The following is a 20,925-nucleotide window of genomic DNA, read 5'->3' on the forward strand; positions in this document are numbered from 1 at the left end:
CATGGATCGTCGAACCCTTCTTGGCACGCTCGCCGCCGGCACCGCGCTGGCCGCCGCCCCCTTCGCCCGCGCGCAGTCGGCCTATCCGTCCCAGATCGTCAAGTGGGTCGTGCCGTATCCGGCCGGTGGCGGCACCGACGTCATCGCCCGCAGCCTGGCCGAGGCGATGCGCGCCACGCTCGGCCAGCAGATCGTGATCGACAACCGGCCCGGCGCCTCGACCAACATCGGCGCCGACCTGGTCGCCAAGAGCCGGCCGGACGGCTACACCGTCATGTCGGCCGACAACGCCCTGCTGGCCTTCAACGAGCACCTGTTCAACCGCCTGCCCTTCGATCCCCAGAAGGACTTCAGCTACATCGGCGCGATCGGCAAGTTCCCGCTGGCGCTGGTGGTGCATCCGGACTTCCCGGCCAGGGACTTCAAGGAATTCCTGGCCTATGTGAAGGCCCGTCCGGGCCAGGTCAACTACGCTTCGCCGGGCAATGGTTCGCCGCATCACCTGTCGATGGAGATGTTCAAGAACCGCACCGGCACCTTCATCACGCACATCCCCTATCGCGGCGCGGCGCCCGCCATGGCCGACGTGATGGGTGGCCAGGTGCCCTGCATGTTCCTGGACCTGGCCTCCGGCCTGCAGATCATGAAGAGCGGCAAGGTCCGCGTGCTGGCGATCGGCTCCGGCGCGCGCAGCAAGCTGCTGCCCGACGTGCCGACGCTGGCCGAGGTCGGCGTGCGCGACAGCGAGGTGTTCGCGTTCCAGGGCCTGCTCGGCCCGGCCGGCCTGCCGCCCGCGATCGTCGACAAGCTCAATGCCGACCTCAACCGGTCCTTCGGCACGGCCGCCGTGCAGAAGCGCTTCGAGGACATCGGCATGGAGGCCATGCCGGGCACGCCGGAGCAGTTTAGGGCGCTGGCGCGCGCCGAGTCGCGCCGCTGGGGGCCCGTGATCAAGGCCACGGGCATCAAGCTCGACTAGCGATCGGTGCCGGTGCCGGCGTGGGCGTTGGCATCGGGCGCCGGCTCCAGCACCAAGTCGAGCAGCCGCACGTACTGCTGGCCGCCGTGCATGTCGCGCTCCAGGGCGCCGCCCTGCGCGTGGCGGCGCGGATAGGAGATCTTCACCACGCGCAGGTCGGGCACCGCGAAATGCTTCACCTGCGCCGGATCGACGTCGAACAACGCGCCGATCGCCGCCGGCTGCAGCTGCGGCGCGAAGGCGTGGCGGTCGAAGGCCGCCTGGTCGGCGAACGACAGGTCGAGCGTGATCCAGAACGGGCCGGCGTTCTTCGAGCGCACGTGGCGGCAGACGCTGGCGACGGTCGCGACGGTTTCAGTCATGGGCGGACTCCTGGCGGGCGGCGAACACGGTCCGCACCAGTTCGGCCGGATCGTCCACGCTCACCACGTGATTGAGCTTGAATTCGAAGACCTGGCCGCGTTCGATCTCCGCCGGCGAGAACGGGAAGGCATAGCTGGGCATGGCGTCGCCCTCCTCCGGCGGCAGGTGGAACAGCCAGGGATTGCAGGTCTTGGCGATCTGCGTCGCGATGCCCTGGCTGGCGGCGGTGGCGACGAACAGCAGGCCGATCTCGCGCGGCACCGCGCCGCCCGGCGCGACCGGCGTGCCGTCGACGGCATTCCAGCCATAGGGCCGCAGCGAGATGTCGAAGACGCCGGCGCGCTCGCCCATCGCCGCGCGCACGCGGGCCGTCAGCACCTCGTGCATGCGGACCAGGAAGGCGTCGATGTCCGCGAGCACCTTGCGGTCCTGGATGCCGACCAGCATCAGGGTCTGGAAGGCGCCTCCGGCGGCGCCCTCGAGCTTGAGGGTGTAGGGCCGCGGCACGAAGCGCGAGCCGGTGACGCGCACCGAGCGGTCGTCGATGGCCACGTAGCGCGCCCCGGTGACGTCGAGGATGCCGCCGGGCTCGTGCAGCAGGAACGGGTCGCTGTTCTCGTAGAGCATGTGGGCCGAGACGGTCTCGACCGTGCAGCGGTTGCCCGGGCTCAGCGGCAGGACGTCGAAGTGCTCGGCGCCGACCCGGATCAGCACGCCGCCGTTGCGGGGCCGCTCGGTGCACAGACCGCCGCATTCGGCGATCTTGCCGGCGTGCCAGGCCGCGCCGACGCCGGCGCCGCGCATCAGCGGCACCGCCGCCAGCACGGCGGTGTCGGTGGTGCGGCCGCCCAGCACGATGTCGGCGCCGGCCTCCAGGGCGGCGATGTAGGGCTCCGGCCCCATCAGCGCCACGATGTGGTCGCAGGCCTCGAACCGCATCGGCTCGGCATCGGTCATGGGCGCCAGCGGCGCGATGCGGCCGGTCCGGGCGCACTGCGCCATGGCGCCCGGCGACTGCTCCGAGTACAGCAGGGCGATGCGCGGGGCCAGGCCTTCCTCGCGGGCGATCTCGCGGGCGATGTCGTGCGTCCAGTCGAGTGCCGCGTCGCTGCCCGAGGTGCCGCAGGAGCCGATCAGCAGCGGGATGCCGGCGGCGGCCTGCGCCCGCATCAGGATCGCCAGGTCGGTCTTGACGGCATCGCGCGAATACTTGGCCAAGCCGGTCGCCAGGTAGGCCGGTCCGCTGTCGGTGGAGCCGGCATCGCAGGCGATGGCGTGCGCGCCGGCGGTGATGCCGGCGGCGACGTCATCGGCATTGACGCCCATGCCGAGGGCGCCGATGGGCACGAGGATGTCGATGGTGTCGTGGGTGTCGCTGGGGTCGGGATGGCGGTCGGAGGGCATGGAACGAGGGGCGATGGGAAGGCGGCGATTATCCGTTCGCATCGCGCCGCTCCATGCCGCGTCGCGCCGGGCCGGCGGCATCAGCGGGGCTTGAACTCGCGATAGCGGAAGGCCCGCGGATCGTGGCGGATCGCCTCGACGAGCGCCGGCGTGGCCGCGCCACCCGCGCCGATGCCGGCCTGCTCGAGCGCCGTCAGTTCGGTCCGGAATTCATAGATCGCGGTGCTTCCGCACAGCACGGAGAGGATGCGGCGGCCGTCGACGTCGACGATCCGGTAGTCGGTTCGGGAGGGAAGATGTTCCATGCGGGGCTTTCCACATATTTGCCGAGGGGGATGCGGTCGACGACGGCTTCGGAATGACCGAAGGGGGTCAGGCCGCCGGGGAGCCAGCAGGCGTTGGCGCCGGCCTCGTTGCCGGAGGGCAGGCGCAGATTCAGTTCATGGGGCGCGGGGATGTCGATGCGCAGCAGCACGGCGCCGGCCCAGCTGCCCGGCGGAATGCCGAGCTCGATCTCCAGCAGCCCGACGTCGCCCCGGGCCTTCGCCAGCAGCCGGTCGGCTTCCGACCTGGGCATGACGAACTGGCTGTTGTCGTCGTAGCCGAGCCATTCGCGACCACGCCAGTCCAGCACCGACCGGGTGACGAAATAGGTCGCGCCCTCCTGGAAGGCCGCCAGGTGCCTGCGGGCCGCATCGGGCGAGACGGAGCTGATGGCCATGCGCCGGCGCCTCTCGGCGCCAATGGCGGCATGCAACGCGAGCTGCTGCGCGGCGAGCGGGACGACCGGTGGCTCGCGCGGCGGCTTGCTGGCGCGAGTGGGGAAATGGCGGGCGCCGATGCGCAGGACGACGACCCACGGGCATCCCGACGAGCTCCGGCGCATTCGATCTCCCTGGGCGGATGGACCAAGGCGCCCGATCCGGCCGGCGGGCCGGGCCGGGGCCACGTCGGATCACTCTAGCCAGCCGGTCGGCGGCCGTTGCTGAACAATTCCGCCGCCGGAGCGCCCGTGGGGCGCCGGCATTCCGAAATCGGTCGGGCGGTCGGTCGCCGGGTCGCGCCGCGCCGCGCCGCGCCCTTGCCGGCGCGGTGCCGCTCAGAGCAGCTTGTCGAGCGTGATCGGCAGGTCGCGCACGCGCTTGCCGGTGGCGTTGAAGATCGCGTTGGCCACCGCCGCGCCGACGCCGGTGATGCCGATCTCGCCGATGCCGTGGGCGCCGAGCGGGCTGTGCGGATCGGGCGCGTCGGTCCAGATGACGTCGATCTCCGGCACGTCCAGGTGCACCGGCACGTGGTACTGCGCCAGGGACGGATTGGCGATGCAACCGGTGCGCTCGTCGAAGTGGGTCTCCTCGGTCAGCGCGAGCCCCAGTCCCATGATGATGCCGCCACGGAACTGGCTGGCGGCGGTCTTCGCATTCAGGATGCGCCCGCAGTCGAAGGAGCCGAGGAAGCGCGAGACGCGGGTCTCGCCCGTGACCGCGTTCACCCGCACCTCGCAGAACTGCGCCCCGTAGGAATGCATGGAATATTTCTGCGCCTCCAGCGGCAGCGGCGCATCGGCCTCGGCCACCAGCTCGGTCAGGCCGGCACGCGCGAGGATCGAGGCATAGCTCTCCCAGCGCGCGCCGTCCTCGCGCAGGCCCAGACCGCCATCGCGCGCCTCGACCTCCTCCGGCCGGGCGCCCGCCAGCGGCGAGTCCTTGCCGGCGGTCCTCAGCAGCTGCTTCACCATCACCTCGTGCGCCGCGATGATCGCCGCCGCGATGGAGGCCGTCTGCGACGAGCCGCCGGCCAGCGTGCCCGCGGGCAGCGAGGTGTCGCCATACTCGAAGCGCACGTCCTCGTAGGCCAGCGCCAGCCGTGCCGCGACGTGCTGGGCCTGCACCGTGGACGTGCCCATGCCCATCTCGTGGCTGGCCATCTGCACCAGCGCCGTGCCGTCGATGCCCAGCCGGATGCGGGCGGCGCCGCCGGGCATGCGCATGTAGGGGTAGGTGGCCGTCGCCATGCCCATGCCGACCAGCCACTCGCCCTCGCGGCGCGTTCCCGGCCGGGCCGCGCGCCGGTCCCAGCCGAAGCGCTCCGCGCCGGCGGCATAGGCGTCGAGCAGGTGGCGCGAGGAGAACGGCTTGCCCGATACCGGGTCCTTCGACGGCTCGATGCGGCGGCGCAGCTCCAGCGGGTCGAGTGCCATCGCCAGGGCCAGTTCGTCCAGCGCCGATTCGAGCGCGAAGGTGCCGACCGACTCGCCCGGGGCGCGCATGAAGGTGTTGGCCACCATGTGCATGTCGGCCACCTTCTGGCCCAGCTCGAAGGTCTCGCTGGCATAGAGATGGCGTGCCGGGAAGGTGAACTGCTCCGGGCAGTTGTTGTGCGGGGTCATCGCCACGCAGCCGGTGTGGATCAGCGCGGCCAGCGTGCCATCGGCGCGGGCGCCCAGGGCCACCCGCTGCCGCGTGGGCGTCCGGCCGCCGACGGCGCGGAACACGCCTTCGCGCGAGAGCACGATGCGCACCGGACGCCGCGCCAGCCGGGCGGCGGCCACCGCCAGGATCTGATGGTCCCAGAGGATCTTGCCGCCGAAGCCGCCGCCGACGAAGGGCGACATCACGCGCACCTGCGACTCCTCGATGCCGAAGATCTGCGCCAGGGTCCAGGCGGTGGCGTTGACCGCCTGGGTGGCGTCGTGCACCGTCAGGGTGTCGCCCTCCCAGGCCACGGTGGCGGCATGCAACTCGATGGCGTTGTGGTTGTGGCGCGGCGTGGTGTAGAGCGCATCGACGACGAAGGTCGCCTCGCGCAAGGCCGCCTCGGCATCGCCGATCCGCACCTCGGGCGGTTCGCCCAGCAGGCTGTCGGGCACGCGGGCCCGGGTTATGGCGTCGGCGAAGGAGGTCACGGCCGGCGCCGCCGGATCGCTCTCGTAGCTCACCTCGACCAGCGATGCCGCGTGATCGGCCTCCTCCTGCGTGGCGGCCAGCACCAGCGCCACGGACTGCCCGTTCCAGTGGATGCGGTCGTCCTGCATCACCGGCAGGTCGCTGGCACCGGCGGCGCGCGGCGCCGTCATCATCACCGGCGGTGGCGCCAGGCGCGGCGCGTTGCGATGCGTCATGACCAGCACCACGCCGGGCGCGCGCTCGGCGGCGGTGGTGTCGAGTCGCGCGATGCGGCCGCTGGCGATGGTGCTGTGGACCAGCGCGGCATGGGTCAGGCCGTCCATCGGCACCTCGGCCGCGAAGCGGGCCCGGCCGGTCACCTTGAGCGGACCGTCGACCCGCGCCATCGGCGCGCCGATCAGGCCCCCGGCGTGCCGCAATGGATCGGGCGAGGCGCCGGGCAGCCAGCGATCGGGCACGTATTCGGCGGCTTTCATCACCGCCTGCTGCGCGATGTCCTGGATCAGGCTCATGAGGGGTCTCCCGCCAGTTGGCCGAGCGTGGCGACGACGACGCGCTCGGCGAGGTCGATCTTGAAGTCGTTGTGGCCGAGGCCCGACGCATCGGCCAGCTCGGCGCGGATGGCGGCCTGGAAGCTCGCCGCCGTGGCCGGCCGTCCGCGCAGCGCCGCCTCGGCCTTCAAGGCGCGCCAGGGCTTGTGCGCCACGCCGCCGAGCGCCAGGCGCACATCGCGCACGCCGCCATCGTCGTCGAGGTCCAGCGCGGCCGCCACCGACACCAGCGCGAAGGCATAGCTGGCGCGGTCGCGCACCTTGCGATAGACCGAGCGCCCGCCGAAGGCCAGCGCCGGTACCTCCACGGCGACGATCAGTTCATCGGGCGCCAGCACGTGGTCGAGATCGGGACGATCGCCCGGCAGGCGATGCAGGTCGACCAGCGGCACCGCGCGCGGACCCGCCGGGCCGTCGATGCGCACCACGGCGTCGAGCGCGGCCAGCGCCACGCACAGGTCCGACGGATGCGTCGCCACGCAGGCCGGCGAGGCGCCCAGGATGGCGTGGATGCGGTTGAAACCACCGATCGCGTCGCACCCCGCCCCGGGCGAGCGCTTGTTGCAGCGCGCCGCGTCGTCGTAGAAATAGCCGCAGCGCGTGCGCTGCAGGAGGTTGCCACCGGTGGTGGCCATGTTGCGGATCTGCCCGCTGGCCCCCGCGAGCAGCGCACGCGCGATCAGCGGGAATCGTTCGCGCACCACGGGATGCGCCGCCACCGCGCTGTTGCGGGCCGCCGCGCCGATGCGCAGGCCGCCCCGCGCATCCACCTCGATGGCCTGCGACAGGCCGGAGACGTCGACCAGCGCATCGGGCCGCTCGATCGTCTCGCGCATCAGGTCGACCAGATTGGTGCCGCCGCCCAGATAGCGCGACGTCGCCGACTGGCCGGCCAGCCGCAAGGCACCGGCCACGTCCGCAGCGCGGTGATAGGTGAAGGGCGTCATGCGGGCTCCCGGCGCGTGGCGGATCCACGGGCGGCGCCCTCGGGGATGCCGATGTCGAAGGTCTCGACGATGGCATCGACGATGCCGTTGTAGGCGCCGCAGCGGCACAGGTTGCCGCTCATGCGCTCGCGCAATTCCTCACGATCGAGTGTCATGGCGACGGGAGCCGCGAGATCCTGGGTGACCACGCTGGGCATGCCGCGTCGCGCCTCGCCCATCATGCCGATGGCCGAGCACAACTGGCCGGGGGTGCAATAGCCGCACTGGAAGCCGTCGTGCACGACGAAGGCACGCTGCAGCGGATGGAGTTCGCCGGCTTCGGCCAGACCTTCGACCGTGGTGATCCGGCGGCCCTGGTACTGGACCGCCAGCGCCAGGCACGAATTGATCCGCTCGCCATCGACCAGCACGGTGCAGGCGCCACAGGCACCCTGGTTGCAGCCCTTCTTGGAGCCGGTGAGGCCCAGGTGGTCGCGCAACAGGTCGAGCAGCGACGTCCGGGGATCGAACGTCGCCTGCACGGGCGATCCGTTGATGGTGAATTCCATGGGGTTCTTCTCGGGTGGGGTGTTGGCCATCATGGTGGCCCGCATCCTGGGGCGCTGCTACCAGTTGTGTCGGCGCGCGGGTGCCGGCGCCCCTTCTTGGAGCCGTCCGGTCGTCCGAGGGAAGCGAATCCATGCCGCGACCCGATTCCGGCTTCATCGCTGTGTGCGGTAGCGTACGGACGCACTGTCACATTTTGCGTACAAACCCAACTCTCATGCCAATTCTTGTCATTTCTTTCAATTGGAGGGCCGGACAAGATTTGAAACACCGAGTTTCCCGTCACGACGACGGATGAACCCGATGCCGTCCACCCGGACCGCGCACCCCTTGCGCCGGTCGCCCGAGCGGACGTGTCATCGCATGGTTTTCTTTCTGCCTGCTTCCCGACTTCGGATTTCAGCGCAATACGAATGAGGTATTGGCTGGAAAACGAGTTGCATGCGACGCAGGAAGGGAGAGGTATTGCCACAAAAAAACAAGCACGCGCATACTTGTGATCCAGTCGAATTGATTTGTTTTAAGAACTGCTCTGAGCATTTTGAACGCCTCGCGTGCCGGACCGCCGACACGTTTCAAGAAAAAAGGAATCGACGATGCGTCAAATGTTTCTCCAGGATGCCGATGTGCGCGAATTCGCCGAATGGCTGGCGGGCCACCTGCCCCACCTGAAGGTCCGGCTGAATATGAACGTCTCCCCCTATATGCCCAACGGTCTGGTGGCCGAGACGACCTTCGACCAGCTGGTGCCGGACTGCTACCGCTGGCGCTTCACCGGCATGGCGATCGGTGATTGGCAGGAGACGATGATCCGCATGAAGGAGCTGTCCACCGAGTTGCGCGCTGCCGTCGCGCACCAGGACCCACAGGGCACGCGGATCGCCTGCGAAGCGATCGTCGAGTGGGGCGCCGACCGCAACAGCCGCGTCGGCGCCAGCGCCTACCTCGTCAGCCTGGGCGAGAAACTGCCTCTCTATCTGCAGGTGACCGGGCAGGCGCTGCGCCTGGCCGACCCCGACCCCACCGGCAGTTTCCGCAGCATTCCGCGCATGAACTCGGCGCTCTGCAAGATCCATTCGCTCTACGCGGTCGACGGCCTGCCGATCTACGAGTCGCGGGTGGCGGCCGCGATCGGCACGCTGGTGGAGATCTGGCGGCGCCGCAGCGGACGCGGCAGCGCGCCACTGTCACCGATGCTGCGCTTTCCCGCCGTCGGCAACCAGTTGCAGCGGCGCGTGCGCCGCGCCTTCCCGGATGCGGTCGATCCGGGTGTGCTCAGCTACAACCTCGGCTCCGAGATCGCGACCGCCGGCCGTTGGGCCAGCGCCGCCGTGCGGGTCGGACTGCTGATGGAGGAAACCCTGCGCCGCAGTCCGCTGGAACTCTTCGTGGCCTGGCCCAAGCGCCACAGCTCGCACACCAGCGAGGCCCGCATGGCCGCCTTCATCGGCGCCCTGTTCATGGCCGGCTACGACCCTCAGTGCATGGTGCCGGCGACTGCGAAAGCGTGAAAAGAGCCTCCGTCTGACAGACACGGCGCCTCTCCCTGTCTCTCAAACGTGCCTTTTTCACGATTTCCACAACGTCGCCATCATCTTTTTTCAGGGATTTTTCGCTTCCACCACGCGATGCCGAGCCATGGCCCCGGTTCCATGGCGCCGATCACCCGAGGGTCGCGCCATCCACATGGCGGAATCCTGAGCACTTGAGAAGCGAATTGGCTGGTTTCATCCAGGTTTTCCCTGGATCGAAAAAAAAGCACTTAAATCCATAGTTTTCAACAGTCTCTGTTTTCTTGGCCAATTGAAAAGGTCGGGTATTGACACGCGTTTTGGGAGATTAAAAACACTTCATTCACGACGAATACTTTTTCAGTATTGATTAGAAAAATTACAGAAGCTACATTTTTAGTGCTAGTCCTGTTTCACTGCCTCTAATCGAACTGCTTAAGGATCATCATGAAAGCCGCCTTTTTTAAATTCATGCGCGACGAACGTGGCGCCACCGCCATTGAATACGGAAGGCGGATTCAAACCTGAAGTGCAACACCCGGCCCTGTAAGGTCCCGTCATGTTGCCTCATCCTGCCACCTATACCCAACTCCAGCCCGAAGACCGCGTCACCCTGGCCAGTCTGAAGCAGCAGGGTTTGGGCATCCGCGCCATGGCACGCGTGCTCGGTCGCAATGCGAGCACGATCAGCCGGGAGTTGCAGCGCAACACCGCGCCCACGGGTCGGTACGGCAGTGCCCTCGCGCAGCAAGCCTGCAGCCATCGTCGAGCGCAGGCCCGCCCGTTGCGTAAACTGCATGTCGACTCGATCCTGTTTGGCGCCGTCGAGCACTTCCTTCGCCTGCGCTGGTCGCCCGAGCAAGTGGCCTTGGCGCTCGCTCGCCTGTACCCCAAAGGGCATGAGTACTGCGTGTCGCACGAGACTATCTACAACTGCATCTACGCCCAGCCCGTGGGTGAGCTGCGTCGGGACCTGATCGCCTGCCTGCGCCATGCGCACAACAAGCGCCTGCCCCGCAGCAAGGGGGAGGACCGCCGTGGCCAGATCCCCGACATGCTGAGCATCCACGTGCGTCCGCCCGAGATCGAGGACCGTCAATTCCCCGGCCATTGGGAAGGTGACCTGATCAAGGGCGAGGGCAACGCCAGCGCGGTGGGCACCTTGGTGGAGCGCAGCAGCCGGCTGCTGATGCTCGTGAAGCTGCCTCATCCCAAGCCAGCGACCGCAGCACATGTGCTGCAAGCCTTCAGCGACAAACTCGCCAGCATTGCCCAGCCGATGCGCCAGAGCATGACCTACGACCGGGGCCGGGAAATGGCAATGCATGCCAAGCTGACCGAGCGCACGGGCGTGGCGGTGTACTTCTGTGATCCGCACAGCCCCTGGCAGCGCGGCAGCAATGAAAACACCAACGGCCTGGTGCGCCAGTACCTGCCCAAGGGCACCGATCTCTCGGGCTACAGCCAGGAGCAGCTCGACGCCATTGCAGACGAGATCAATGACCGGCCGCGCAAGGCACTGGGCGTACGATCACCACTTGCCGTCTACCGACAACTGCTCCTCAGCAGTTCGACTCCCTCAACCCTGATTCATTGATTGAATCTCTGGGTGTTGCGCTTCAAGTTTGAATCCACCGAATCATTGCCGGATTGATCGCCGTCGTGCTGGCCACCGCATTTGGTGCCGGTTCTAGTTCCATCGCCTCGCGCCTCAACACGGTGTTCACGAATATCTCGACGACGCTCGCGCCAGCCGCTGCCGGATCGGCCACCTCCGGATCGAGCACTCCCCCATCGTCGGGCGGTTGAGCCACCCGTCGGATCCGGCGTGGCATCGGCATGTCCCTCACCCTCGGTCTCTGGCTCGTCGGCGTCGTCGCCTGCGATTTCGCGCGACGCCGGGTTCCCAATCGGTGGGTGATGGCGGGCGCGGTCTTCGCCATCGTGGCGCTGGCCGTCGGGCGGTCGCCCTTGGCCGTCAGCTGGCCGGACGCGCTGCTGGGAGGCATCGGCGCCTTCCTGATCCTGCTGTGCTTCTATGCGATGGGGCTGATGGGCGCGGGCGATGTGAAGTTCGCGGGCGTGCTGGGACTGTGGGTCGGCGGATCGCCGCTGCTGCCGATCGCCATGGGTGCCGGGCTGCTGGCGGGCGGCCATGCGCTGTTCAGTCTGATCCGCCAACACGGTCCCTGGAAGGCGCGTGCCGATGCGAAGGCGCCTTCGGCCGCCGTCCCGCGGGCCCGGGCCTCGATTCCCTATGCCGGCTACCTGGCGCTGATGGCGCTGGTCTGGCTCGCCCTGCGGCTCGAACCTGCGTCGCACTGACGCTGCCGTCCTCCTCTTCCTGTCGCCCGCCATGTTCCGCCTGACCCAGATCCTCGCCGCCGTGCTGCTGCTGCTCGCCGTGGCGCTGGGCGGATACGCGTGGTGGCTCGGCAGCCGCGCCGCCGGCCCGTCACCAGGCCCCGCCACCGGCGCGGCCCCGGTGGTCGCCGCTCCCACCTTCGCGGTCGTGGTCACGCGCCGCGAGGTGCGGGCGGGCGAGATCCTCGGCGCCGACGCGTTGCAGGTGGTGCGTCTGCCCATCGATCCGCCCGGCGCGCTGCGCGATGTCGCCGCCGCCACCGGACGCGTGCCGGCCACCGACCTCGCCGCCGGCGCCCTGCTGCTCGAATCCGGCCTGGTCGCCGGCCTGGCCGCCCGCCTGGAGGAGGGCGAGCGCGCGGTGGCGATCCGGGCCGACGAGGTGCTGGGCGTCGCCCACCGGGTACAGCCGGGGGATTTCGTCGATGTCTTCTTCCTGCTCAAGGGCGATGGCCGCGAGGTGACGCAGAGTCAGGCGCGCCTGCTGCTGTCGCGCCAGCGCGTGCTGGCCTATGGCGGCGCATCCGTCGACGGGCCGGCGGGGCCGGGTCACGACGCGCCGGGCGCGGCCGGCACGACCCCGACCCGAACCCTCGAGGCCGCGCGCACGGTGGTGCTGGCGGTGCAGGTGCAGGATGTCGCGCGCCTGGCGCTGGGCGAGGCCAACGGGCGGCTGCTGCTGGCCCTGCGCCATCCCGGCGACACGGCGCAGCCCGACGCCGCTCTGTTCCCGGCGCCCGTCACCGCGCTGCGCACCGGCGGCCCGGGCGGCGCGAGGACCGCGCTGCGGCCGATCGACCAGGCCCAGGCCGGCATCGCGATGGCCGACCTGGCGGGCGGTGCCGCGCCGCCGATCACGTCGCCGGTGGTGGCCTTCGCGCCCGCCATCGCATCGTCCGCCCTGGTCGTCGCGCCACCACCCGGCATGGCCGCGCCACGCCGGAGCGCCCCGGCGCGCGGTGGCATCGAGATCGAGTCGATCCGGGGCGACCGCCGCGAGATCGTCAGCTACTGACACCGACCCGCCCATCCCGCGAGACCGACGCATGCCTCCTGCTCCCCCACGCCGCGCCCACCGGCTCCGACACGCCGCCTGGACGCCCGGCGGCCCGGCCATGCTCGCGCTGCTGTGCGCCTGCGCCACAAGCGCCGCCACGGCGGCCGAGCGGCGCGAACTGGCGCTCGCGGCCGGCACCCAGCGTGAACTGCTGATCGACGGCGCGATCGAGCGCCTGGCCATCGCCGACGAAGCGGTCGCCAGCGTGCTGGTCACGCGCCGCGACCGGAACACCGATGGCGCGCGGCTGATCGTCACCGGCAAGGCGGCCGGCCGCACCACGCTCATGGTGTGGCGGCGCGGCAGCGACAACGCCACCACCTACGACGTCAGCGTGCGCCGCCGCCAGGGCGTGGTCGAAGGCAGCTCGGACAGTCTCGAGGCGCATGCCCGGCGCGTCGAGGACGCGCGCGCCGCCGGCGGCCCCGACGCCGCGCCGCTCGACCGCTCGGTCGTCGCGGTGCGCAGCCAGACCGTGCAGGTCGAGGTCAGGATCGTCGAGTTCAGCCGCAGCGTGCTCAAGGACGCCGGTTTCGAGCTGTCGAGCTACGGGCCGAACAGCCGCGGCTTCAGCTTCCTCAACACCTCGTCGTCGAGCATCAGCCAGGCCTTCAACCTGGTGCTGGGCTTCGGCAACGCCAACCAGGGCCGCGGCCTCGACCTGACGCTGCGCCTGCTGGAGGGCAACGGCCTGGCGCGCGTGCTGGCCGAGCCGACCCTGATCGCCACCTCGGGCCAGAGCGCCAGCTTCCTCTCCGGTGGCGAGCTGCCGGTGCCGGTGCCGCAGGCGCTGGGCACCACCACCATCCAGTACAAGCCGTTCGGCATCGGCCTGACGGTCACGCCGACGGTGCTGTCGAACGACCGCATCGCGCTCAAGGTCGCGCCCGAGGCCAGCGACCTCGACTACACCAACGCCCTGAGCATCAGCGGCGTGCCGGTTCCCTCCATCACGACGCGCCGCGCCGACACCGCCGTCGAGCTCGGCGATGGCGAGAGCTTCATCATCGGCGGACTGGTCAGCCGCACCACCCTCTCCAATGCCAGCAAGGTCCCGCTGCTGGGCGACCTGCCGGTGATCGGGCTGCTGTTCAAGCAGCAGAACTACCGGATGACCGAGAAGGAGCTGGTCATCATGGTCACGCCCCACCTGGTGAAGCCGATCGCGCGCGGCACCGACCTGACCGCGCGCCTGCCCGGCGCCTCCGAGCGGCGCGACGACGCGGTCTGGAAGCGCATCGTGCTGGGCGACGGCCGGGCGCCCGAGACATTGCCGGGCTTCTCCCGCTGAAGAAACCGAAACCCATGCCATCCTCCCCACTCCCCTCGTTCCTGTCCTCGCCGCCTTCCTCCGGCAACCTCGCCGCGTTCGCCGCTCCCACCGCGCCGGCCGGCACCGAGACCTACCTGTTCGCGACCGAGGACATCGCCACGCTGGACTGGCTCAACCATGGCCTGCAGCGGCGCGGCACGGTGGTGCAGGTGGCGCGCAGCATGCGCGCGATCGACGAGCGCATCGCCACCCTGCGGCCGCGCGCCGTGTTCCTCGACTTCGCGGGCAGCCAGGCCGCCGCCGCCGCCGAACTGCACGGCCAGCTGCGCCAGCTCCGGCCCGAACTGGCGGTGCTCGGCACCGGCGCCTCGACCGAGCCGGCCGCGTTGCTCGCGGCCCTGCGAGCCGGCGTGGCCGACTTCGTCGACACCGCCGGCTCGCTGCACGACCTCAACGCGACGCTCGCCGCCCTGCTGCTGCGGCGCGGCGCTCCGGCCACCGGGCCGGCCTCGGACGCGCCACGAGCATCGGCCCTGCGCGGTCGGGGCGTGGTGCTGCTGGGCGCGCGCCCGGGTCTGGGCGTGACGACCCTGGCGACGCACCTGGCGCTGCTGCTGCAGGACGCGGTCGGGCGAGCGGCGGCCGCGTCGGGCGGCGGCGCGCCGGCGCGCGGCGTCGCGCTGCTCGACCTCGGCCTGCCGGCGCGTGATGGCCTGCTCTACCTCGACACCACCAGCGACTTCAGCTTCGCCGATGGCGCCAGCCAGCTGCGCCGCCTGGACCAGACGCTGGCGCGGACCGCGCTGGCGCGTCATGCCGACGGCCTGGCGGTGCTGCCGCTGCCCTGCGATCCGGCGCAGCTGCGCGAGACGCCCTCGGAGGACGACATCGGGCTGCTGCGGCGCCTGCCCGACTTCTTCGACCATCAGGTGGCCGACCTGGGCGGCTGCAGCCGCCCGGCCTTCATGGCGCAATGCGTGCGCGAGGCCGACCGGACCTGGGTGGTGTGCGACCAGAGCATCGGCGGTCTGGTCTCCACGGCCCGGCTGCTGCACGACCTGGAGAGCCACGGCGTCGAGCGCCAGCGCCTGGGCCTGGTGGCCAACCTGTTCGACCCGACGCTGGCCGTGACGGCGCGCGACATGGCCGAGCGCCTGCAGCTGCCGCTCGCGCATGTCCTGCCGCAGCGTCGCTCGGCCCTGCTGACGGCCGGCGCACGCGGCGAGATGCTGGCCCGGGTGGCACGCCACGATCCCTATGTGAACGCCGTCCAGGCCATGGTGCGCGAACTGCGCAGCGAGAGCGTCGCCGCCGACCCGCCGGCGCGCGTGGCGGGCCGGACGCCATCCTCCTGGGCCGCGCTGATGGCGCCGCTGTCGCGGCGCGGTCGCAGCGCCACGGAACGCTGATCCGCCATGGCCGGCACCGATTCCCGCGCCGATGGCGATGCCTTCCTGGGCTCGCAGCAGTACCAGGACATCAAGGCCTGGACGCACGATCACCTGCTCGGTCGCGTCGAGGCGATGGGGGCCGAGTTCGGCCGCTGGTCGCGCGCGGCGATCCAGCAGTTCGTCGCCTTCGAGCTCGACAGCTTCGTGCGGGCGCAGCGCGTGCCGCTCAACGACCGCGAGATCGCCCTGGTGGCCGACGCCCTGACCAAGGAGCTGGCCGGCCTCGGCCCGCTGGAGGACCTGCTGGCCGATCCGGCGGTGGAGGACATCCTGATCAACGGCCACCGCAACGTCTATGTCTCGCGCCATGGCCGGCTGGAGCGCGAGACCGTGCATTTCGCCGATCGCGAGCACGTGCTGCGGATCGTGCGACGCATCCTGGCGCCGATCGGGCGGCGGCTGGACGAGTCGCATCCGATGGTGGATGCCCGGCTGCCCGATGGCGGCCGCATCAACGTCATCAGCGAGCCATTGGCGCTCGACGGCCTGTCGGTGTCGATCCGCAAGTTCAGGAAGGACCCGCTGACGCCGGCCGAGCTGGTCGACATGGGCACCTTCGACACCGCCATCGCCCAGCTGCTGGAGATCGCCGTGCGCGCGCGCTGCAACATCCTGGTGAGCGGTGGCACCAGCTCGGGCAAGACCTCGCTGCTCAACGCCCTGGCGACCTTCATCCCCGAGACCGAACGGGTGGTGACGATCGAGGACACGGCCGAGCTCTCGCTGGGCCACGCCCACGTCGTGCGGCTGGAGAGCCGACAGGGCGGCTTCGACGGCACCGGCCAGGTCTCCATCCGCGACCTGCTGCGCAACAGCCTGCGCATGCGGCCCGACCGCATCATCGTCGGCGAGGTGCGCGGTGCCGAGGTGATGGAGATGCTGCAGGCCATGAACACCGGCCACGACGGCTCGATGGGCACCATCCACGCCAGCTCGCCGCGCGAGTGCCTGTATCGGCTGGAGATGCTGGCCGGCTTCGCGGGCTACCAGGGCAGCGAATCGAGCCTGCGCCGGCAGATCGCCAACGCGATCGATTTCATCGTCCAGATCGGCCGCTTGCCGGGCGGCCAGCGGCGCATCCTGTCGATCTCCGAGGTCACCGGCGTGAACGACGACGTGGTGGCGATGCAGGAGCTGCACCGCCACGATCCGGTGGCGACGCCCGATGGCGGCGAGCGCGACCACTGGGCCTCGCTCGGCGTCGCGCCGCATTCCCCCAAGGTCACGCGCTATCGCCAGATGCTGCGCCGGGCGCGGGGAGACGCGCATGCGTGAGGTCTCGTGGGCCCTGATGGCGCTGGTGCTGCTGCTCGCCGGCGTGGGACTGATGCTGTGGCCCTGGGCCGCGCGCCGCCAGTCGCGACGCTCCGCCAACCGCCATCTGGCCACGCGCATCGCCGCCGGCCTGACACCGGCCGTCCCGCCGGCGGTCGATGCCCGGCACGCCGCCTTCGTCGCCGGCCTGCCGCGCGATCCCTGGGCCGCCGCGCCGGGCACCGAGGGCGCGGCGCCCGCGCGACCGGGTGCCGGCGACGCGATGCGCGCGGGCGATGCGACGCCACGGCCGGGCCCGGGCGCGGCGCTGGGCGCCGGCGCCTCGGCCCTGGTCCGGCGGCTGCCGGGCTGGCTGCGGGCCGTCGCCACGCCGCGCCAGCTGGGACTCGCCGTCGGCGCGGCCGGCGCATCGATGCTCGTGGCCGGCGCGGCGCTGGGTGACGTCGCCGCGGCCGGCATGCTGCTGCTGGCGGGCGCCGTGGGCACGTTCGTCGTCTGGCTGCGCGTGCAGCGCTTCCGGGAGCGGCTGGTGCGCCAGCTGCCGGGCTTCATCGACGCCATGGTGCGACTGGTCCGCATCGGCAATTCGCCGCAGGCCGCCTTCCAGCTCGCGATCGCGCCCCTGAAGGCGCCATTGCGGCCGGCGATGGAGCATGCCGCCGCCCTGGCGCGCGCCGGGGTCGACCTCGATGGCGCGCTCGACCAGACCGCCCGCCACCTGCGCGTCGGCGAGCTGCACCTGCTCGGCGCCATCCTGGGCGTGGGCGTGCGCTATGGCGGTCGCGCCGACCTGCTGCTCGAGCGCGTCGCCATCTCGCTGCGCGATGGCGAGCAGGCCGGCCAGGAATTGGCCGCGATGTCGGCCGAGACACGCCTGTCGGCCTGGATCCTGGGGCTGCTGCCGCTGGGCGTGGGCTCGACCATCATGCTGACCAATGCCGACTACGTGGTCCGCATGTGGCTCGACGATAGCGGTCGCCTGATGCTGTTCGGCGCCTTCGGCCTGCAGTCGCTCGGCGCCTTCCTGCTCTACCGCCTGGCCCGGCTGCGGTGAAGGCCATGGCGCTCTTTACCGGGACTCCCGACGCCACGCGCCTGCTGGCCCTGAGCATGGCATTGCTGGCGCTCGCCCTGCTGCTGGCGGCGGCGCTGGTGGCGCGGCGCGAATGGCGAGTCGCGCGCAGCCGCCGGGTCTTCGGCCGCGCCGTCTCGGGCGTCACCGGCGCGACCACCGGTGCCGCTGTCGTCGCCGGTCCCGGTGCCGACGCCGCCATGCCCACGGGCGAGGTCGCGCGTGAGCGCTCCGCGTTGCCAGCCCACTGGCTGCGCACGCGCTGGGGCCGCCTGCTGGTGGCCGAGGAGGACCGGCGCCTGATCGCCCAGTGCGGCGGCGCCTCGCTGCGCGGCCAGCTGCTGCTGCTGGGCGGCCGCGCGCTGCTGGCCACGACGCTGCCGCTGGCGGCGGTCGTGCTGCAGGGCGCGGGCCTGCTGCCGGGCGATCCGGTGGTGGTGCCGGCGGTCGCCTTCGTGTTCGGCTTCATGGCGCCGAAGTGGCTGCTGGCGCGGCTGGCGGCGGCGCGGCGCGCCCGCGTCGCCGAGGAGCTGCCGATGTTCGTCGAGCTGCTGCGGCTGCTGCAGGGCGTCGGCCTCAGCCTGGACCAGGGCCTGCACGTGCTGGCCACCGACTTCACCGCCACCCTGCCGGTGCTGACGGCGGAACTCGCCATCGCCAATCGCCAGTACGCCCAGGGCCGCACGCGCGAACACGCCCTGCAGCGCCTGGCCCAGCTCCATGGCAACGCGCATCTCGCCGAGCTGATCGCGCTGCTGGTGCAGATCGATCGCCATGGCGGCGCGGTGCAGGAACCCCTGACCCGGTTCGGCGAACGGCTGCGCGAGCACCGGCGCGCCGAGCTCAAGGCGCGCATCGGCCGCATCACGGTGAAGATGACCGGGGTCATGGTGACCACGCTGCTGCCGGCGCTGATCATCGTCACCGCCGGGCCGGGTTTCCTGGCCATCTCGCGCTCCCTCGCCACCCTCTCACGCTGAAGCCGCCGATGAGTCCTCGCCCTTTCCTGATCCCGCCGGGCGCGCGCCTGCTCGGCTTCGCCGGCCTGCTGATGCTGGCCGGCTGCGGCTCGACCGGCCCCGGCTCCTACGCCGGCGCCGGCGCCCGCGCCCAGGCCGACCGGGCCGCGGCCGATGCCGCGCTGGAAGCGGCCGGCGGCGAACCGCAGACGCCGGCGCTCCATCTGCGGCTGATCGAGCAGATGCAGCGCGACGGCCTGTGGTTCGCGTCGCTGGCGCATCTCGATGCGCTGGAGCGCGACACGCCGGCCACCGCCACGACGCTGCGGCTGCGCGCCGACGCCCTGCGCCGCACCGGCCAGATCGCCGAGAGCCGCCAGCAGTACCTGCGCCTGCTGGAGACGCCGCTGGCCGGACCGGCCTACCACGGCCTGGGCCTGCTGGCCGGCGCCGAGGGCGATTTCGCGCAGGCCATCGAGATGCTGGCGCAGGCGCGCCAGCGCGATCCGACCGATGTCGTCGTGCTGAGCGACCTGGGCTATGCCCTGCTGCGCGCCGGCCACGCCGCGCAGGCGCGCGTGCCGCTGATGCAGGCCAGCCAGCTGCAGCCGGAGCAGCCGCAGGTCCAGTCCAACCTGGCGCTCTACCTGTTCGCGATCCGGCGCGGCCACGAGGCCGAGGCGCTGATGGCGGCGCGCAACCTGGCGCCCGGCACGCGGCACGCCATCCGCCAGGCCGCGCGCGAACTGCCACCGATGCCGACGCCGGCGCGCCCGGGGCCCCCGCCCGCCGCGTCGTCCGGCACGTCGTCCGACCTTCCGGCCGGGATGCTCGCCGTCTCCGCCCCGGCGACATCGGGCGCCTCCCGTCACGCGCCATCGGCCGAACGGCCGCCCAGCATCCTCACTCCGTCCGAAGCCAGCGCGCCATGAAGAAGATCCTCCCTCCCTCGTTCTGGCGCCACGCGGGCGCCGTGATGCTGAGCCTGGCCTCCGGGCCGGCCGCCTTCCTCGCCCTGGACACCGCGGCGCACGCGGGCGGATCCGCCGATCGGGCGCCGGCGCCGGCCCCGGTGCCTACCCCGGCCGCGCCGGCCGGCCCGTCGCCGGTCGGCGATGCCGCCGCCGGCCTGCTCGCGCTCCAGCGCGAGGGCGACGCCGCCTCGCCGGTGCCACGGCCGATCCCGGGCGAGATCGCCGGGCGCAGCTACCAGCGCTATCTCCGGAGCTTCGAGCATCCGATCCCGGAACGCTATGGCTCCAGCACGACCGGCCGTGGTGGCGCCACCACCGGCGGCGCGCCATGACCTCGACGGCCCGGGGCCCGGGGACCCGGCCGACCCGCGTCACGTGGCGGCGCCGATCGGCCGGTGCCCAGCGCGGCGCCTACGCCATCGAGTTCGCCTTCGTCTTCCTGATGTTCTTCGGCCTGGTCTACGCCACGCTCTGCTACGGCATCGCGCTGACCCTGCGCATGGGCCTGCAGCACGCGGCCGAGGAGGGAGCGCGCGCCGCATTGCGCTACCAGCGGGTGGTCGGCACGGCCAGTCCGCTGCCATTGCGCCGGGCGCAGGCCGCCGCGATCGCCGCGGCGCGGGTCGAGGGCTGGCTCGCCACGCCGGCCGAGGTGGTGGCGCAGATCTGCCAGAGCGCCAACGACGACTGCGTGGCCCCGGTCTGCGGCCCCGAATGGGCGCGACGCTGCCAGATCCGGGTCACGGTGACGGCGCGCGGCATCGACCGCCTGCTGCCGCTGCTGAACTTCGCGCTCCCCGCCACGCTCACCGGCCAGGCCAGCATGCTGCTCGACGGGCGCCTGCCATGAGACGGCGCCACCGGCAGGGCGGCGTGGCCGCGCTGGAATTCGCCCTCGTGCTGACGACGCTGCTCGCGCTGGTGCATGGCATCGTCACCTTCGGTTCGATCTTCTACGTGCAGCAGGCGATCGCGCGCGCCGCCGAGGATGGCGTGCGCGCGATCGCATTGATGCCCGACGGCGCGACGCCCAACATCCAGCGCGTGCGCGACATCGTCCACGACACGCTGGCCGCCTCGCTGGTGGTGCCGCCGGCCTTCGCGGCCGACCTCGCCAGCCGGCGGCGCTGGGTGGTCGCGCACGTGCAGGTCGGTGTCGCCGCCTCGGCCACCGATGTCACGGTGAGCGTCAGCCATCACTACCGCGACGCGCCGCTGATGGCCCTGGCCCGCGTGGTGCCCTGGGTGCCGGACCTGATGACGCGCCGGGCGACCATGGCGCGGCCGGTCTGA

At 71.3% G+C, this 20,925-nt stretch carries 22 protein-coding genes; 14 read left to right on the plus strand and 8 right to left on the minus strand.

Annotated features, from left to right (window positions below; translation table 11 throughout):
- Position 1: 1 nt before the first annotated feature.
- On the plus strand, positions 2-979 hold the full coding sequence (locus AC1MLT_RS18510) for a Bug family tripartite tricarboxylate transporter substrate binding protein (protein ID WP_481035577.1): 978 nt from the start codon (positions 2-4) through the stop codon (positions 977-979).
- Here AC1MLT_RS18510 and AC1MLT_RS18515 read toward each other — a convergent pair.
- The 7 genes from AC1MLT_RS18515 to AC1MLT_RS18545 form a co-directional block, all read right to left on the minus strand.
- A complete protein-coding gene (locus AC1MLT_RS18515) occupies positions 976-1,341 on the minus strand; it encodes a DUF4387 domain-containing protein (protein WP_481035579.1) in 366 nt (121 codons plus the stop codon). The genes AC1MLT_RS18510 and AC1MLT_RS18515 overlap by 4 nt on opposite strands.
- Positions 1,334-2,746 carry an acyclic terpene utilization AtuA family protein gene (locus AC1MLT_RS18520; RefSeq protein WP_481035580.1) on the minus strand — a complete coding sequence of 471 codons (1,413 nt, stop codon included), beginning with the start codon at positions 2,744-2,746 and terminating at the stop codon, positions 1,334-1,336. Before AC1MLT_RS18520 ends, AC1MLT_RS18515 begins: the two co-directional genes overlap by 8 nt.
- 80 nt (positions 2,747-2,826) lie before the next feature.
- Positions 2,827-2,985, minus strand: coding sequence for a hypothetical protein (locus tag AC1MLT_RS18525; RefSeq protein ID WP_481035582.1), 159 nt, complete (start codon positions 2,983-2,985; stop codon positions 2,827-2,829).
- Entirely contained in the window at positions 2,940-3,632 is a 693-nt protein-coding gene (locus tag AC1MLT_RS18530) for a hypothetical protein (protein ID WP_481035583.1), read from the minus strand. The genes AC1MLT_RS18525 and AC1MLT_RS18530 overlap by 46 nt, the downstream gene beginning before the upstream one ends.
- Before the next feature lie 213 nt (positions 3,633-3,845).
- Positions 3,846-6,164, minus strand: coding sequence for a xanthine dehydrogenase family protein molybdopterin-binding subunit (locus tag AC1MLT_RS18535; protein ID WP_481035585.1), 2,319 nt, complete (start codon positions 6,162-6,164; stop codon positions 3,846-3,848).
- A complete protein-coding gene (locus tag AC1MLT_RS18540) occupies positions 6,161-7,150 on the minus strand; it encodes an FAD binding domain-containing protein (RefSeq protein ID WP_481035586.1) in 990 nt (329 codons plus the stop codon). Before AC1MLT_RS18540 ends, AC1MLT_RS18535 begins: the two co-directional genes overlap by 4 nt.
- Positions 7,147-7,698 (minus strand): 2Fe-2S iron-sulfur cluster-binding protein, encoded by a 552-nt coding sequence (locus AC1MLT_RS18545; RefSeq protein ID WP_481035851.1) that lies wholly within the window; start codon positions 7,696-7,698, stop codon positions 7,147-7,149. The genes AC1MLT_RS18540 and AC1MLT_RS18545 overlap by 4 nt, the downstream gene beginning before the upstream one ends.
- A gap of 594 nt (positions 7,699-8,292) precedes the next feature.
- On the opposite strand from AC1MLT_RS18545, the gene AC1MLT_RS18550 reads away from it, so the two are divergent.
- Together AC1MLT_RS18550 and AC1MLT_RS18555 are read left to right on the plus strand one after the other, a co-directional pair.
- Positions 8,293-9,207, plus strand: a complete 915-nt coding sequence (locus tag AC1MLT_RS18550; protein WP_481035588.1) for a hypothetical protein — start codon at positions 8,293-8,295, stop codon at positions 9,205-9,207.
- A 559-nt stretch (positions 9,208-9,766) separates the two neighbouring features.
- A complete protein-coding gene (locus tag AC1MLT_RS18555) occupies positions 9,767-10,804 on the plus strand; it encodes an IS30 family transposase (RefSeq protein ID WP_481035590.1) in 1,038 nt (345 codons plus the stop codon).
- 22 nt (positions 10,805-10,826) lie between these two features.
- Here AC1MLT_RS18555 and AC1MLT_RS18560 read toward each other — a convergent pair whose 3' ends face one another.
- The gene (locus AC1MLT_RS18560; RefSeq protein WP_481035591.1) at positions 10,827-11,048 is read right to left on the minus strand and encodes a hypothetical protein; all 222 of its coding nucleotides are present in this window, start codon (positions 11,046-11,048) and stop codon (positions 10,827-10,829) included.
- Between AC1MLT_RS18560 and AC1MLT_RS18565 the strand changes: the two genes are divergently transcribed.
- From AC1MLT_RS18565 to AC1MLT_RS18615, 11 genes are all read left to right on the plus strand, one after another.
- Complete coding sequence (locus AC1MLT_RS18565) at positions 11,047-11,532, plus strand: A24 family peptidase (protein WP_481035593.1); 486 nt, start codon at positions 11,047-11,049, stop codon at positions 11,530-11,532. The two genes, AC1MLT_RS18560 and AC1MLT_RS18565, sit on opposite strands and share 2 nt — an antisense overlap.
- 31 nt (positions 11,533-11,563) lie before the next feature.
- Positions 11,564-12,586, plus strand: a complete 1,023-nt coding sequence (gene cpaB, locus AC1MLT_RS18570) for a Flp pilus assembly protein CpaB (RefSeq protein WP_481035594.1) — start codon at positions 11,564-11,566, stop codon at positions 12,584-12,586.
- Between the two features lie 100 nt (positions 12,587-12,686).
- Complete coding sequence (locus AC1MLT_RS18575) at positions 12,687-13,919, plus strand: type II and III secretion system protein family protein (protein WP_481035852.1); 1,233 nt, start codon at positions 12,687-12,689, stop codon at positions 13,917-13,919.
- A gap of 14 nt (positions 13,920-13,933) precedes the next feature.
- Positions 13,934-15,310, plus strand: a complete 1,377-nt coding sequence (locus tag AC1MLT_RS18580) for a P-loop NTPase family protein (RefSeq protein WP_481035595.1) — start codon at positions 13,934-13,936, stop codon at positions 15,308-15,310.
- A 6-nt stretch (positions 15,311-15,316) separates the two neighbouring features.
- A complete protein-coding gene (locus AC1MLT_RS18585) occupies positions 15,317-16,627 on the plus strand; it encodes a TadA family conjugal transfer-associated ATPase (RefSeq protein WP_481035596.1) in 1,311 nt (436 codons plus the stop codon).
- Positions 16,620-17,681, plus strand: coding sequence for a type II secretion system F family protein (locus AC1MLT_RS18590; RefSeq protein WP_481035597.1), 1,062 nt, complete (start codon positions 16,620-16,622; stop codon positions 17,679-17,681). Before AC1MLT_RS18585 ends, AC1MLT_RS18590 begins: the two co-directional genes overlap by 8 nt.
- Before the next feature lie 5 nt (positions 17,682-17,686).
- The gene (locus tag AC1MLT_RS18595; protein ID WP_481035599.1) at positions 17,687-18,679 is read left to right on the plus strand and encodes a type II secretion system F family protein; all 993 of its coding nucleotides are present in this window, start codon (positions 17,687-17,689) and stop codon (positions 18,677-18,679) included.
- An 8-nt stretch (positions 18,680-18,687) separates the two neighbouring features.
- Positions 18,688-19,590 carry a tetratricopeptide repeat protein gene (locus AC1MLT_RS18600; RefSeq protein WP_481035600.1) on the plus strand — a complete coding sequence of 301 codons (903 nt, stop codon included), beginning with the start codon at positions 18,688-18,690 and terminating at the stop codon, positions 19,588-19,590.
- Complete coding sequence (locus AC1MLT_RS18605) at positions 19,587-19,964, plus strand: DUF3613 domain-containing protein (RefSeq protein ID WP_481035601.1); 378 nt, start codon at positions 19,587-19,589, stop codon at positions 19,962-19,964. The genes AC1MLT_RS18600 and AC1MLT_RS18605 overlap by 4 nt, the downstream gene beginning before the upstream one ends.
- Complete coding sequence (locus tag AC1MLT_RS18610) at positions 19,961-20,482, plus strand: TadE/TadG family type IV pilus assembly protein (protein WP_481035602.1); 522 nt, start codon at positions 19,961-19,963, stop codon at positions 20,480-20,482. Before AC1MLT_RS18605 ends, AC1MLT_RS18610 begins: the two co-directional genes overlap by 4 nt.
- Positions 20,479-20,925, plus strand: coding sequence for a TadE/TadG family type IV pilus assembly protein (locus tag AC1MLT_RS18615; protein WP_481035603.1), 447 nt, complete (start codon positions 20,479-20,481; stop codon positions 20,923-20,925). The genes AC1MLT_RS18610 and AC1MLT_RS18615 overlap by 4 nt, the downstream gene beginning before the upstream one ends.

The sequence above is a fragment of the Variovorax sp. PEI5 genome (assembly GCF_056679935.1).